This is a genomic window from Cytobacillus sp. Bac17, from assembly GCF_024519925.1.
In the GTDB taxonomy this organism is placed as follows: Bacteria; Bacillota; Bacilli; order Bacillales; family Cytobacillaceae; genus Cytobacillus; species Cytobacillus pseudoceanisediminis.
The window spans coordinates 143,900-159,044 of sequence record NZ_JALJRC010000001.1 but is presented as its reverse complement, the minus strand read 5'-3'; the positions used below and the strand labels follow the sequence as shown (position 1 = coordinate 159,044).

The following is a 15,145-nucleotide window of genomic DNA, read 5'->3' as shown; positions in this document are numbered from 1 at the left end:
AAATAATGATTTTAGCAGAAAGGAGTGCACAAAGTGAGAATTATGACAATTTTGGGGACAAGACCAGAAATAATCCGTCTTAGCCTTATTATTAAAAAGCTTGATTTATTAGCCTCAAAACACATACTTGTCCATACCGGCCAAAACTTTACTGAATCATTAAGCGACTTGTTTTTTCGGGAATTAAAGATCAGGGAACCGGATTATATCTTATCGAAAAAACAGGCCACTTTAGGTGGCCAGCTTGGAAATATGTTTAATCAATTAGAAAATATCCTTCTAAAAGAAAAGCCGGATAAGGTTTTGGTACTGGGAGATACAAATAGTGGATTAAGCGCAATATTGGCTGAAAGAATGGGAATCCCGGTTATTCATATGGAAGCCGGGAATCGTTGCTTCGATTTGAACGTTCCTGAAGAAAAGAACCGAAAAGTAATTGATGCTATTGCTAGCTTTAATCTGCCTTATACACCACAAAGTAAAGAAAATTTAATGAAAGAAGGATTTCCAAAAAACAGAATCATCCTTTCCGGGAACCCAATAAAAGAAGTATTAAGTGCTTACAAAACAAGTATTGATCAGAGTCAGATAATTAAGACGCTTGGTCTACAGCAGGAAGAATATTTCTTAGTAACTATTCACAGGGCTGAGAATGTAGATAATTTATGCCACCTAAGAGAAATTATGAATGGAATCAACAGGGTGGCAGAGATTTATCGAAAAAGAATCATCTGCAGTATTCACCCCCGCACAAGATCAAAGCTTCAAAAGCTTGATTCATTTACGCTTAATACCTTTGTTGAATTTCATGAACCCTTTGGTTTCTTTGATTTTGTTCAATTGGAGCAAAAGGCGTTATGTGTCTTAACGGATAGTGGAACTGTCCAGGAAGAGTGCTGTATTTTTCGGGTGCCAACGGTTACAGTACGGCGGACAACGGAAAGACCTGAAACAATTGATTGCGGAAGCAATGTTCTATCAGGTATAGACTCGGGAAAGATATTGAATTGTGTAAATGTAATGCTAAAAGGAGAAAGAGACTGGTCTTTGCCTGAGGGATATGGCGAGACAGGTGTTTCTGATAAAGTGGTGAAATTATTGATGGGAGGCATGGAAGTTGTTTAAGAACCAGACAATTCTAATTACTGGAGGAACGGGATCATGGGGCTATGAACTCGTTAGGCAGCTTTTAGATTATAAACCTAAGGAGATAAGAATTTTTTCCAGGAACGAATCTAACCAATTTTCGATGAAGCAAGAATTTGACAATAACCCGCTGCTTCATTTTGTGATCGGAGATATTAAAGAAAAAGAAATTATCATGGAAGCATCTGAGGGTGTTGATTATGTTTTTCACCTTGCTGCTCTGAAGCATGTTCCTGTATGTGAATATCAGCCCCTAGAAGCATTAAAGACAAATGTTCACGGTACCCAGAATGTAATTGAAGCTGCGATTCATAACAAGGTAAAAAGAGTCGTATACATTTCCACGGATAAAGCGGCAAATCCATCAAATTTTTATGGATTATCTAAAGCGATGGGAGAAAGGCTAATCATCCATGCAAATACACTTAACACTGACACAAAATTTGTTTGCATAAGAGGCGGGAATGTTCTTGGAACAAATGGAAGCGTGATTCATGTCTTTAAGAAACAGATAATAGAAAAAGGCAGGATTGGCATTACTGATCCAGAGATGACAAGATTTTTCTTAACAATTGAAGAAGCTATCAAACTGGTTTTTAAGGCCACTTTTGAAAGTTTGGGCGGGGAGATTTTTGTCATGAAGATGCCAGCATGTAAAATCCTGGATCTTGCACATGTTTTATCTGAGGATATGGGCAAAAAAGGAATCGATGTTGAGATTCTGGGTGTTCGACCAGGAGAGAAGATTCATGAACTTCTGCTTTCAGAGTATGAAAGTGAAACAACAATTGCTTATGATGAAGAGTATTTTGTTATATTGCCAAGTATTCATATTGATGGCTTGAAGGAAAAATATGCAAATTATAAACCGGTTAATCTAATAAATTATAATTCCAGCAAAGACCTAATGAGCACGGATGAAATCAGGAAAGTTTTAAAGAAAGGCAGGTTTATATAAATGAAGGTATTAGTCCTTGGAGGAAAAGGGATGGCAGGCCATATGATAGTAGATTATCTTCAGAGGCAGCCACAATATAATGTCATTTATACTTCAAGGAATAAAGAAGATGAAGATGGAATTTATCTTGATATCACAGATTCTTTAAAGCTTGAGGACGTAATTAATAAGCAAAAGCCCGATGTAATAATTAATTGTATTGGAATATTGAACGAATTTGCAGAAAAAAACCAAAAGCTAGCTTTTCAGGTTAATAGTTTGCTTCCCCATCAATTAGTCAAATTTGCAGAGAGATACAATGGGAAGGTAATTCACATTAGCACTGATTGTGTATTTTTAGGGACGAAAGGGAATTATTCTGAAAATGATATACCAGATGGGACTTCTGTTTATGCTGAATCAAAACAGCTTGGAGAAATCATCAGTGATACACATTTGACCATTCGGACTTCTATAATAGGCCCTGAATTAAAAGGAAGTGGGATCGGATTATTTTTGTGGTTCATGAAGCAAAAAGGGAACATAAAGGGATATAAGGAAGTTTATTGGAATGGTGTTACTACTCTTGAATTGGCAAAGGCAATCGATTGGATGATTAAGCAGAATATAACGGGACTTTATCATTTATCTTGTGATGAAAAAATTTCAAAATATAATTTGCTGATGTTAATTAAAGAGATATTTAATAAAAGAGATGTTGTCATTCAGCCTGATAGCGAAATTAAACAGGATAGAACCATTATAAATACAAGAAGTGATTGGAAGTATCAAGTCCCGCCTTATAAGGAAATGCTATTGGAACTTAGAGACTGGATGAAAAAAAAGTGAGCGGGAAGTCTAAAATATTAATTACTGGTGCAGCTGGATTTACTGGCCTCCATTCCTGCAGGTATTTTGCATCTGCCGGATATGAGGTAACTGCTGTTACAAGAAGTAAGGATATTGCTATTGATAATGTTATGGTAGAACAATGCGATCTTCATAACAAAGAATTGGTGCTAAATTTAATAAAGAAAGTAAAACCGCAATATCTGTTGCATTTGGCCGGTCAAAACCATGTTGGTCAATCATGGTCCGATCCAACAGGAACGTTGGAAACCAATCTGCTTTCAACTGTATATATACTGGATGCTATCCATAAAGAATGCCCTGAATCAAAGTCTGTCATAGTAGGATCCGCTCTTCAAATCGACCCTTCCAATATCTCTGCAATTACCCATCCATATAGTCTCAGTAAAACATTTCAAGTGCTAGCTGCCAGAGCTTGGGCAGAACTTTATGGCCTTTCGATTGTCATTGCCCAACCAACGAATTTAATAGGTCCAGGCAATTCAAACGGGGTATGTTCTATGTTTGCAAAAAAGATTGCTGAAATGGAAAGCCAAAAAGCAGAACATATTCTTAATGTGAACAATCTGTACGCTCAGCGTGACTTCATAGACGTTCGAGATGCCGTCAGAGCTTATGAAATTCTTTTAAAGAACGGGGTAAGTAAAGAAATTTATCCAATTTCATCTGGAAAAAGCCGCTCACTAGGGGAAGTTGTAAAAATATTTAAAACGATGACACCCATTAACTTTAAAGTTAAAATATCTGAAAGGAGCATTAGAGAAGATAAAGTTAAGATATCATCTGAAAGAATAAACCAATTGGGGTGGAAACCATTTATCTCTTTTAAAAAATCACTTGAGGATAATCTTAAATATTATAGAAGAAACCCTTATTAAAATGGGTTTCTTCTATTAGAAATTTACAGATTAACTTAGATGAGATATTAAAATGTTCTTGATTTACGATCTTTTGAATGGCTGCCATTTATAATAGTAAAATCATTAGTTTAAAATGTAAACACAGCTATGAAACTAACAAAATAATACAAATCCTATAAAAAGCTAGTGGTTGAAGAATGTAATGGTTGAAATTATTTTTATTCTTTTAATGTAATAAGCATATTCAGAAAATTAGCAGCATAAATTTCAGGCGAAAATATTTTTTCAATATGTGCTACTCCATTTCTTCTTATTTCATTTCTAATAGGAATGTTTGTTAGTAATATTTTAGCTTCCTGGATAGCATGATTGATATCTCCCTGTTTATAATATTTTCCTGTATGGTTATGAACAATAAAGCTTCGGACTCCATCTGAATCTGTTGTAAGGACAGGACATCTACAAATCATAGCTTCAAGAACTGCGTATCCAAAACCCTCAACTTTTGAGGTAGAGCATAACAGGCCACCAGAATCCCCGATCATTGAAAAGTAGTCTGCCATCTTACTATGAGGTTGATTAGGGTAGATTGTTAATCTGTTATTCAGTTTGAGGGAAGATACCATATTTTCAAATTCTTTTCTTGATTCAGGTTTTGAAAGAGTATTGTCTTCAAACATCCACATTTGGATATTGGGGATAGATTCACTTAACTTTGACCCTATTGTTAAAAAATCCCTCCAATTTTTATTTTCTTCTATCCTTCCAACCCAGCCAAGGATAGGGTTCTTAGGAGCAGGCAGTTTCTTATAATGAAAACTTTTTGAGTTAAAGCAATTGTGAAAGCAAAATTTCTTTTTATTGGGAAAATATTTTTCAAAAGCTTTTATTAAATGAGGCGTTCTAGGGTATAAAATTCCATCAGCAAAATTATTAATAATATCATAAGCTTGAGTTTTAATGAATTTTTCTGCATATTCTTTATAGAAGCCAAGTCCTTGAACTTCATAGATTAATGTACTTTTAATTCCCCATTTCTTTAAATTCTCAAGCATTTGAAGATCTGATGCCACTACTATAGCATCATACTTTTCACGAATAACTAACTCCCTGATAAGTTCTTCTTTATCAAGAACAAAAACTGGTTTTAACATATTCTGTAATCCGGTTCCATGTTGTTTATACAAAAAGTGACAGGTAACTCCTGCTTTACTTAGAGCATAAAAACGCTGTCTATTTAGTGTCTCGATACCTCCACTGGGAATATAATACGTAAATAAAACTTTAATTCCGCCTGCTCCGGTTTTTTTAGATAAGTCCAATAATTCCACCTCGATTTATTTGAATAAGTTTATTTCCAAATATTTTAATCCTATGATTAATATATTGCGCACTCATTATTATATATGCATAAAATACCTTGAAAGGTGTTTTGTTTACTAAGAAAATAAAAGTAACTAAAACATAGTTAAAATTGTTGGAGTGTTGTATATGTTACAAGTTAAAGATTTTAATGCACTGATAAGCTGCTGTAACCAAAATGGAGGACTATACCATCTGAAACGCCAAAAAGGAATGAATACACTTCAAATAATATTAGATATTGAATGCAGAGGAATAGCTAGATATGGTAAGGGATTTGTTGTTGCATCAAATGAGGAAGGAATTATTCTATTGGATGAAAGTTTAAATGTTGTAAATTTTAGCCATGCAGGAAAAGGATTAGATCTGCATGGTATAGCTATTAGTGGAGATTTTGCTTATTTAGCAGAAACTAAGCTTAATTGTATTGGCATATATGATTTATCAAATGGATTAAACAGAGTCGATGAGATTTGCTTTTCTTCCAACAGAGCAACAGATATTTGCCATATTAATGATATATTTATTGAAGAAAATAGTCTTTTTGTATCAATGTTTCATTTACCTGGCCAATTTAATATTGGAGGCGGGGTAGTTGAATATTCTTTAAAAAAGAAGAAAGTTAAGAATGTTCTATATGAAGGAATATCTCAGCCTCATAGTGTTATGTTATATAAGAATGATCTGTATTTTTGTAATTCGGAAGAATTCTCTGTACGTAAAGAAAATAATATATTATTTAAATGTCTTGGTTATACGAGAGGTCTAGCTGTTCAGAATGAAACGGTTCTAATTGGCCAAAGTATAACTAGACATATAAATAAATTATTAGAAAAGCATCCTAATATTTCTTCAGACTGTGGAGTCTATTTATTAAATATGAATAATAAACTATCAACTTTTGTGCCAATCCCCTCCTTGGAAATATATGGAATTATTTTTATCTGATTACAAAGAGGTGAAAGATTGTGGAATTAAATGAATATCCTTTAGTTTCTATTATTATTCCATTCTATAATTGTAAATATGTCCAGAGAGCAATTTCTAGTGCATTAAAACAAACTTATAGAAATATTGAAGTTATTGTGGTGGATGATGGATCAACTTCTCATATACCAATGATAAAACCACTTAAGGACAAGATCTTCTATATAAGAAAAAAAAATGGTGGAACTGCTTCAGCATTAAATGAGGGAATAAGGAATTCAAAGGGAGAATATATTGTATGGTTGAGTTCAGATGATTTATTTATTAATACAAAAGTCGAAACACAATTAGATTTTATGAAAAACAAAATGTATATGTTTTCTTATACCAATTACTTTTGCATTAATGAAAAGAATCGAATAATATCTGATTCTGTTGGTCCTTTAAACTCTGAAGAGCTCCTAAAAAGCCTAATAGTAGGCTGCCCGATAAACGGTTCCACTATTATGATGCGGAGAGAGGTTACTAAAAGTATTGGGCTTTTTGATGAATCACTGAGATATGCCAATGACTATGATTATTGGATTAGGGTGTTTCTAAAATTTAAAATAGGACATTTAAATATTCCACTCACATTGTATAGAGTTCATGGGAAAATGGGAAGTAAACAATATTTAAATGATGTGTTGAAGGAATCAAGGAAAGTAAAACTAAAATATAAAACAGAACTGGAGAAATATTTAAAAGAAAAATAATTAATTACTTTACAGCAGCTTCTATAGACAAGCTGCTGTTTTTTTAGCTAGATCTTTTGCCGGTATAACCTATATTAATAAACTTTCTAATTGAAAAAATATTTTGTGACATTAATTTATGCCTGCTTTAAATAAATTTTTTTGCTTTTCAAATCAATTCAGGATTGAAAATATTGATCATGGCTAGGCAAAAGAGGATTTTGTAAATATAAAGAATAATTCTATAAAACCAGCCTATAGCAAGAATAAGAATTAGACATAACCTATAAAAGACAGGTTGAAGGGTATTTAAATTTAATTTTCATTTCCGTATTAAGTAATTATCGAGGGAGATTTGTGTGGAAAGATTGTTTGAATGTAACATGGCGTTTTAACTATGAAAGAATTTGTATTAGAAGAGATTAAATTACTATCATAAAAACATTAAATAGGAGTGAAAAAGTGCAAAACAAATCTTTTAAACAACCTAAGATATTTATTAACTCTGTCCCAAAAAGCAGTACTAATTTAGTAATACAATTAGTAAAAGGCATAACTAAATTATATCAAGGTAAATCATATTGGGTAAACAATGAAAATGATGTACTAAGTATTAAGGAAGGTGAATTGGTCTATAGTCACCTGCCATATAATGAAAAATTTTCAAGCGGACTTCAAAGTAAGTCAATAAATCAGATATTCATTTACAGAGACTTAAGAGATGTTGCTGTTTCAATGGTTTACTTTATTAATGATGTATTTTTTGATCATCCTCTTCATCAAGTTTTTAAAAAGAGAATTACCTTATTTGAAGATCAATTAGATGCTGTCATTCTTGGAGTAGATCTGATTGGTGAAGAAAATGAAAATAAGTGGGGGGTTAAGAAACATTATCCAGGCATTTATGAGGAAACTTATAAAATTTATGAATGGCGTAAAGATCCCAGCGTGTGCAGCATACGTTACGAAGATCTAGTAAATAATTTAACTGCAGATACTGAAATATTAAAAATAATAAATTTTTTATGGGAAGATCTAAGAAACCTAAACATAAGTAAAAGTGAATTCTTAAAAATAATGAAAAACAACATTGATACTAAAAACTCATGGACATATAGACAAGGCAAATTTGGAGGGTGGCGTGAAGAATTTACATCTAGAAATAAAGCGAACTTTAAAAAAGTAGCTGGTGATTTGATCATTAAACTAGGTTATGAAAAGGACAATAATTGGTGATTTATAAACATGGCCGATTTTGCGATCGAGTCAAAGGAAGATTAGGCCAAATCTAAAAATCCACAAAAGGTCTATGATTTTATTAGCAGTTGTTGAAAATAGTATATGGAAACTGATTTATCTTTTATTTTTCGAACAAAGGAGTGAGAAGTTTGAGTAAAGAACTGCCATTAGTAAGTGTTTTAATACCATTTTATAATTGTAAATATGTTCCCCAGGCAATTGAAACCGTATTAAGACAAACTTACAAGAATATCGAAATTATATTAGTTAATGATGGGTCCTATATGTATAATGAATTATTAAAACCATACTTATCAAGAATTATATATATAGAACAAAAAAATAAAGGTGTTGCGTCTGCTTTAAATGAGGGAATCAAGATAGCAAATGGTGAATATCTAGCTTGGTTAAGCTCAGATGATTTATTTTCTGAGAAGAAAATCGAACTACAGCTTAATTTTATGAAAGAGAATAAATCATTTTTTAGTTTTACAAATTTTAATATTATCGATAGCCATAATCAGATAAAAAAATATAATGTTGGGATACATTTCAAGAGCGGAATAGAAGTTTTACAATCATTAAAAGATTTTAATCCTATAAATGGTTGTACGGTTTTGATGTCCAGGAAGGTTATTGAAAAAATTGGATATTTTGACGAAACTTTAAAATATGCACAAGACTATGATTACTGGATAAGAACTTCGGCCCATTTTCCTCTTCATTATTTCCATTGTACTTTAACTAACTACCGGGTCCATGATTTAATGGGATCAATTCGTCATAATAAAGATCAAATGAAAGAATTCTATGAACTTAGAGAGAATTATAGAGTCAAATATAATAAATTTTTTTCAGAACAGAGAGGAGAGAAACATGTTTAACTCTCCATTTACTTTTAGAGGGAATGAATATATTGCTGCACAATTTAACCCTCGGCAAATAATTGATAATTTTAAATATGAATGTGTGATTTTACCACAAAGAAGGTCAAATAATGAAAATGCATCATATCTTATTTCACCAGAGGTAAATAATATTGAAGGAAATTTTGCTGTAGCAGGTATATTATTCCAAAGTAATAGGTTATGTGTGGTTGAAAAATATCAAAATAATGTTGAAACAGTTATAAGTTTGCCTATAAATCAGAATGAGTGGATTAAAGTAGTCCTTATTTATATAGATAAGACACCAACAGTGTATATTAATGAAAAGGAAGTAGCTGTGGGGACAAAAAGCAGATATACTCACATTTGTCCATCTTTGGTTTTTGGCGGCAACATTAAAGATGGGTGTTTCTATGGAAAAATCCAATCAATAAAACTTTGGAAAGTACCCCCAAACCAATCAGAAATTCGGTTAATGAGGGAAGATATGAATGTAAATCAAAATATTGTGTGGGGTTATGACTTTTTAAGCGGGTCTGCCTATAAAAATGGGAAGAAATCTGACTACGAAGTCAGTATAATATTGCCGACCTTTAATAAATATCAAGAATTATTGTTAACACTTCATTCCTTAGAATGCCAGCATTTTGATAAGAAAAAGTATGAAGTAATTATTGTCGATGATGGATCAATTGACAAAACTGCTTCTATAATCAATGAACACAATTTTTCATTTGATTTAAAATATATAAGATCCAACCAAAATATTGGAAGGGCTAGTATGAGAAACCTTGGGATTCAGAATGCTGGAGGCCGAGTTATTGTATTTTTGGATGCAGAGATAATTGTTAAGCCTGACTTTGTTTCTCTGCATTACCAAGGACATAAGGAGAACAAAAAAATAGTCATTTGTGGAAGCTTGGTACTTAAAGGATTATATACAATATATCATCCAAGATACAACATGGAACAAAAGACTCAAATAATGAAGCTGTTGAAAAACTATCCGACTTTTACTCCTAGTACTTTGAATGAGATAAAAAGTGGTAAGACTGTTAAACTATTAACTGAAAAAGAGGTTAGTAATCAATCATATCAAAATTATTCATTTGATAAACCATTCGTAAAGGTTTACAAAGAAACGCTTTTTAATCGTTTTGGGAATAATCTGAATGGGTTTCACTTTCCATGGCTCTTATTTTGCACTGGGAATGTTTCTGTTGAGGCAAAGGCCATTAAGGAAGTAGGCCTATTTGAAGAGTACCCAGGATACGGCTGGGATGATCATGAACTTGGATATCGTTTATATAAAAAGGGGTATAGATTTTTTAATCATAATGGGTTAGCAGCCTATCATCAAGAACACCCTATTTCAAAGACAAATCCTCAAGATGCTATTAAAAATTTTGTCCGAGTGTTTAATAAATATCCTGAGGTACAATTAAGGATTTTTATATTGCATTTCTTGGGTATATCCGTTCCTAATGTACACTTAATTTATGATTCATACTTGAACTTTTTAAGTGGATATTCAAATATTTATAAAGGAATTCCGAAGTTATTAGAGCAAATACTCCAAAGAATATCTGTTAAACTATGGAAAGAAGAACCATTAACAAACTTACTAAATACTAGTTCAGTAAATAAAGAACAAATTATAAAAAATCTTGAAGAATTAGAAAGGTATCCTAAAGTTAAGCCGTTTGCAAGTAATTTTAAGAACATTATTAAGATGTAAAACAAATTCTGGGAAGATATAGCTTTCCAGTTTTTTTCTTTTACCTTGGTGCATTAGCCGTTTCATGATACAAGAGTTTTGAATCTAATAAAGGTATACCCTCGTGTATAAAAAAAAACAGATTGGAGCAGAAGAATTGAGAAAATTACTTACTGTTACAATTGTTGGATTCATTGCCCAATTAATTGACGGATCACTAGGGATGGCTTACGGAGTTACATCCTCCTCTTTGTTTTTAATGCTAGGTATGGCTCCTGCGGTTGCATCTGCCAGTATTCACATTTCGGAAGTGGTTACGACTGCTGCTTCAGGTTTTTTTCATTTTAAGTTTGGAAATGTAGATAGAGGGACAGTAATGAAATTAATTCTACCCGGTGGTGTAGGGGCATTTATTGGAGCATGCTTTTTAAGCAGCATGCCAGGAGAAGCTGTCAGGCCTTTTATATCTGTTTTTTTGTTGTTATTGGGAGTTTATATCTTATTCCGCTTTTTGTTTCTTAATAGTATTCCAAATGAGAATAAGGGAATCCAGTTATCTAACAGGAAAGCTGCAATCCTTGGTCTATTAGGCGGGTTCGCTGACGCTACCGGTGGAGGCGGATGGGGGCCCATTACAACACCTGTTCTTCTGGCCCAAAAAGACACTGCTCCCAGAAAAGTGATTGGAACTGTTGATACGAGTGAATTTGTAATAGCATTATCAGCAACGGCAGGGTTTCTTATCTCTTTAGGCTGGAAGGAATTTGATTGGTTTTGGGTTCTTGCGTTAATGCTAGGTGGATTGTTTGCTGCTCCTATTGCAGCATGGCTCGTAAGGATCCTTCCTTCCTACCTCCTTGGAGTCGCAGTAGGTGGAGTGATCATTATAACCAATTTGCATACCATTATTAATTTATCTGGCATAGGGATTACATTATCTTACTTTATATATCCCTGTCTTTTTATGCTTTGGATAATAGCCATTATTTATACAATTAAAAAGAATAAGAGCTGATACAGGTTCTGTCATACAAAAAGGAGGGAAGGCATGGAAAAAGACAAGAATTTATATTCTCCTATATTTAAAGTAACAAAAGAAAAAAGAAGAGCTCTTCATGGACATAATAGTAAGATTATTTGGTTTACTGGTTTATCAGGATCAGGTAAAACAACCATCGCAAATGAACTGGATGACATTCTTCATTCAAAAGGTATCTCCACCTTTATTTTAGATGGAGATAATATTCGGCAGGGACTGAATAACGATTTAGGATTCAGTCAGGAAGATCGAAAAGAAAATATTCGCAGAATCGGAGAGGTAGCAAAATTATTTGTAGATAGCGGAATTGTGGTTCTGGTTACCTTTATATCACCATTCGCTTCAGAGCGTAAACTGGTCAGAGATATGGTTGAAAAGGACGAGTTTATTGAAGTGTATGTCAATTGCTCTTTGGAAGAGTGCGAAAAAAGAGATCCAAAGGGCTTGTACCAAAGGGCAAAAAATGGTGAAATCAAAGAATTTACGGGGATTTCTTCGCCTTATGAAGTGCCTGAGAATCCAGAAATCATCTTAGAGACTTCTAACTATTCGATAAAAGAGTGTACAGAAATTCTTTATGATTATCTGAAAAGATTACTGTAAATGGCTAAGGAGGGAAAAAATGAATTCAATTATTGACCCCCACGGTGGAAATTTAGTAAATGGCAAGTTATCTGAAGGAGAGAGAAAAAAATATTTATCAAAACAAGATTCCATGCCTTATATTTCAATTTCGAAGTGGACAATATCTGATGTTGAACTGATTACGAATGGCGGTTACAGTCCGCTTCGCGGGTTTATGAATCAAAAGGAATACCTTAGTGTTTTGGAAAACATGCATCTCCCAAGCGGTCTTCCTTGGACAATCCCCATCACTCTTCCCGTTGATAAAGAGGAGGCTGAACAACTTGAAATAGGAGATGAAGTCCTCCTAAGAGGGAAAGATGATATTACCTACGGAGTAATTAAAATAGAGGAAATATATAGTTACAACAAAGAATATGAGGCATTGATGGTTTACGGCACAAACGATCATAATCATCCTGGTGTGAAGAAGTTAAATACCCAGGGGGATATTTATGTTGCAGGTCCGGTTTATGCAATTAATCAGCCTTCACATGCCCCTTTTGAAGACTATCTAAAAGAACCAGCTGAAACAAGAAAAATGTTCAATGACTTGAAGTGGAGTACTATCGTTGGCTTCCAGACACGTAATCCAGTACATCGGGCCCATGAATACCTGCAAAAATGTGCATTGGAGATGGTAGATGGTCTTTTACTTCATCCCCTTGTCGGAGAAACAAAAAAGGATGATATACCAGCAGATATCAGAATGGAAAGCTATAGTGTATTGCTTGATAAATATTATCCAATGGATCGAGTTAAGCTGGCAGTATTTCCAGGTGCTATGCGCTATGCAGGTCCGAGAGAAGCTGTGCATCACGCTATTATCCGTAAAAATTATGGGTGCACACACTTCATTGTCGGCAGAGATCATGCAGGTGTCGGAAATTATTATGGAACTTATGATGCTCAAAAAATATTTTCCAATTTTGACCCCGAAAAAATTGGAATTAAACTGTTATTTTTTGAACATAGTTTTTACTGTAAAAAATGCATGAATATGGCGTCCGCTAAGACGTGTCCCCACTTAGAAGAGGACCGCTTCTTTCTAAGCGGCACCAAAGTTAGGGAGATGCTAAGAAATGGAGAGCAGCTTCCACCTGAAATTACAAGGCCTGAAGTAGCGGATATATTAAGGAAGGGGTTTAGCAATAACGTTTAACATTTAGAGTTCATTTGAGGAATCATCCTCGGAGTCTGTTAATTGATGCTGAAGGCTGGTTCCTTGTTTGCTTTAATTTTTATAAATGCTATCAAAACTCAACCCCAAACCTCCGAAAATACCAATCATCATCAAATTTCCTTTTCTTCAAATAAACCTGTTTCTTCTCCATTGCCCCATTCTGAATCACTCTTTTTTCAACATCTTTTGATTTAGTATGCTTTATCATCATTTTACGGATCTTTTGAATGCGGCTGGGGTTAAAATGCAGATAGGCAAGTCTTAATAGGTTATAGTAGTAATCTTCCAGTTCAATTTTGTAGGGCTGTACTTTCCGGAATAAATGCAGTACTTTCGTCTTTGGCTGTACATAACAATTGTAGCCGAATAACCAGAGCTTAATAGAAAGTTCCACATCTTCATGTCCCCAAGTCGGAAACCCTGTTTCAAATCCTCCCACATCTTCAAATACATCCCGTCTGATCGCAAAGCATCCGCCTGGCAGAACGGCGGTTTCAAATAGATAATCTCTTTTTGTGTTCCAGTGGGTCCTGAACTTATTTGATCTTTCATTTACCCATAGTGTTTGGCCATACCCGATAAAATTGGGATTACCTATAGCGCCAATGGCAGGGGTAATGGAATCGCAGGTCCCCTCAAGAATTGGTTCAAGCAGTCTGTCTAGCCACGAATCTTCAAATTCCAGATGGGCATCACAAAACACAAGAATGCTCCCATTTGCTTTTTCTGCCCCTGCATTTCTTGCATTTGCTGCCCCGACACCGGATGTATTCACTACTGTGATATTTTTATTCAGAAACTGATCCCGAAGAAAATCACAGCAATGATCATCAGACTGATCATTTACAACAATGATTTCATATGGAGAGCCAATCTCTACGGAGAAAAAAGATTCAAGTGTGTTCTTTACGTTTATTCCTTCGTTTTTTACAGGAAAGATGATGGAAGCAAGCAAATTTATTTCACTCCTTTATTGTTATATTACTGGAAGAACCCTCGCTTCCACTTCCTTAAGGGTAAGCTGCCCGGCGATATAACTGCATATAAGGGAATAATTAAAATGGATAGCAAATAAATACCTATAAATAGAACGGGTCACTGCCTGGAGGTGTATTTGAGGCTGGATTAGATAGGCATCCCATATTTTTTGATCGGTGCTTATGTTTTCCTTATTTCCTTCGGCAAGGATATATTTGCTTGTGATTGGAGGGAAGGATAGCAGTGTCCAATTACCATCTTTATCACCTTCGCAATGAGCCGGGAGAGAAGAAGCAATGATCTTTTCTGTGACTTCCACTTTTTTTATTTGTGCTCGGTTTATAAGGTACTTCAGCTTCGTCATGTTCCATTCCATGCAATAGTACTCGTCTTGGTTTAGCGGGATTCTCACTTTAGCTTTTTGGTGATCATTCATGATAAATGGCTCGTCTAATGAGCTTCTTAGTCGCTGTTTATAATATCTCAGGGTCTCTTCAAGCTCTTGCGGCGGGGGATTTACCATTTTCAAACCATTGCTTTTCACGAGTTCCTTCAAATAGGGAACAGTTAAAAACTCATCAAGAAGATAAATCTTTTCCATGCTTAACACCTCGGAATTAACATTGTCATCAGTAGTAATAA

Annotated in this window: 15 protein-coding genes; 12 read left to right on the top strand and 3 right to left on the bottom strand. The window is 34.1% G+C overall.

Annotated elements, in window-relative coordinates; all coding sequences use genetic code 11:
* The first annotated feature begins 33 nt into the window (after nucleotides 1-33).
* Genes wecB through NR125_RS00790 form a run of 4 tightly spaced genes read left to right on the top strand, consistent with a single transcriptional unit; the run spans nucleotide 34 to nucleotide 3,831 of the window.
* Entirely contained in the window at nucleotides 34-1,125 is a 1,092-nt protein-coding gene (gene wecB / locus NR125_RS00805; protein WP_009334810.1) for a non-hydrolyzing UDP-N-acetylglucosamine 2-epimerase, read from the top strand.
* On the top strand, nucleotides 1,118-2,104 hold the full coding sequence (locus NR125_RS00800) for a polysaccharide biosynthesis protein (RefSeq protein ID WP_009334809.1): 987 nt from the start codon (nucleotides 1,118-1,120) through the stop codon (nucleotides 2,102-2,104). Before wecB ends, NR125_RS00800 begins: the two co-directional genes overlap by 8 nt.
* The gene (locus NR125_RS00795) at nucleotides 2,105-2,932 is read left to right on the top strand and encodes a dTDP-4-dehydrorhamnose reductase family protein (protein WP_009334808.1); all 828 of its coding nucleotides are present in this window, start codon (nucleotides 2,105-2,107) and stop codon (nucleotides 2,930-2,932) included.
* Nucleotides 2,929-3,831 (top strand): NAD-dependent epimerase/dehydratase family protein, encoded by a 903-nt coding sequence (locus NR125_RS00790; protein WP_251156604.1) that lies wholly within the window; start codon nucleotides 2,929-2,931, stop codon nucleotides 3,829-3,831. The genes NR125_RS00795 and NR125_RS00790 overlap by 4 nt, the downstream gene beginning before the upstream one ends.
* 200 nt (nucleotides 3,832-4,031) lie before the next feature.
* Here NR125_RS00790 and NR125_RS00785 read toward each other — a convergent pair whose 3' ends face one another.
* On the bottom strand, nucleotides 4,032-5,144 hold the full coding sequence (locus tag NR125_RS00785) for a glycosyltransferase family 4 protein (RefSeq protein WP_372675446.1): 1,113 nt from the start codon (nucleotides 5,142-5,144) through the stop codon (nucleotides 4,032-4,034).
* A 160-nt stretch (nucleotides 5,145-5,304) separates the two neighbouring features.
* Between NR125_RS00785 and NR125_RS00780 the strand changes: the two genes are divergently transcribed.
* The 8 genes from NR125_RS00780 (at nucleotide 5,305) to sat (ending at nucleotide 13,504) form a co-directional block, all read left to right on the top strand.
* The gene (locus NR125_RS00780; protein WP_009334805.1) at nucleotides 5,305-6,123 is read left to right on the top strand and encodes a DUF4915 domain-containing protein; all 819 of its coding nucleotides are present in this window, start codon (nucleotides 5,305-5,307) and stop codon (nucleotides 6,121-6,123) included.
* Between the two features lie 20 nt (nucleotides 6,124-6,143).
* A complete protein-coding gene (locus NR125_RS00775; protein WP_071157819.1) occupies nucleotides 6,144-6,857 on the top strand; it encodes a glycosyltransferase in 714 nt (237 codons plus the stop codon).
* A gap of 441 nt (nucleotides 6,858-7,298) precedes the next feature.
* Nucleotides 7,299-8,072: a sulfotransferase domain-containing protein gene (locus tag NR125_RS00770; RefSeq protein ID WP_251264954.1), complete on the top strand. Its 774-nt coding sequence runs from the start codon at nucleotides 7,299-7,301 to the stop codon at nucleotides 8,070-8,072.
* A gap of 152 nt (nucleotides 8,073-8,224) precedes the next feature.
* Entirely contained in the window at nucleotides 8,225-8,959 is a 735-nt protein-coding gene (locus NR125_RS00765) for a glycosyltransferase (protein ID WP_256814637.1), read from the top strand.
* On the top strand, nucleotides 8,952-10,700 hold the full coding sequence (locus NR125_RS00760) for a glycosyltransferase (RefSeq protein WP_251157299.1): 1,749 nt from the start codon (nucleotides 8,952-8,954) through the stop codon (nucleotides 10,698-10,700). Before NR125_RS00765 ends, NR125_RS00760 begins: the two co-directional genes overlap by 8 nt.
* Before the next feature lie 136 nt (nucleotides 10,701-10,836).
* Complete coding sequence (locus tag NR125_RS00755) at nucleotides 10,837-11,694, top strand: sulfite exporter TauE/SafE family protein (RefSeq protein ID WP_071157811.1); 858 nt, start codon at nucleotides 10,837-10,839, stop codon at nucleotides 11,692-11,694.
* Between the two features lie 33 nt (nucleotides 11,695-11,727).
* The gene (gene cysC, locus NR125_RS00750) at nucleotides 11,728-12,321 is read left to right on the top strand and encodes an adenylyl-sulfate kinase (protein WP_256814636.1); all 594 of its coding nucleotides are present in this window, start codon (nucleotides 11,728-11,730) and stop codon (nucleotides 12,319-12,321) included.
* Nucleotides 12,322-12,340: 19 nt separating this feature from the next.
* Nucleotides 12,341-13,504 carry a sulfate adenylyltransferase gene (gene sat / locus NR125_RS00745; RefSeq protein ID WP_009334798.1) on the top strand — a complete coding sequence of 388 codons (1,164 nt, stop codon included), beginning with the start codon at nucleotides 12,341-12,343 and terminating at the stop codon, nucleotides 13,502-13,504.
* A gap of 91 nt (nucleotides 13,505-13,595) precedes the next feature.
* On the opposite strand, the gene NR125_RS00740 is transcribed toward sat, so the two are convergent.
* Both NR125_RS00740 and NR125_RS00735 read right to left on the bottom strand, forming a co-directional pair.
* Complete coding sequence (locus NR125_RS00740; RefSeq protein ID WP_009334797.1) at nucleotides 13,596-14,480, bottom strand: glycosyltransferase; 885 nt, start codon at nucleotides 14,478-14,480, stop codon at nucleotides 13,596-13,598.
* A 21-nt stretch (nucleotides 14,481-14,501) separates the two neighbouring features.
* A complete protein-coding gene (locus NR125_RS00735; RefSeq protein ID WP_009334796.1) occupies nucleotides 14,502-15,104 on the bottom strand; it encodes a hypothetical protein in 603 nt (200 codons plus the stop codon).
* Between the last annotated feature and the right edge of the window lie 41 nt (nucleotides 15,105-15,145).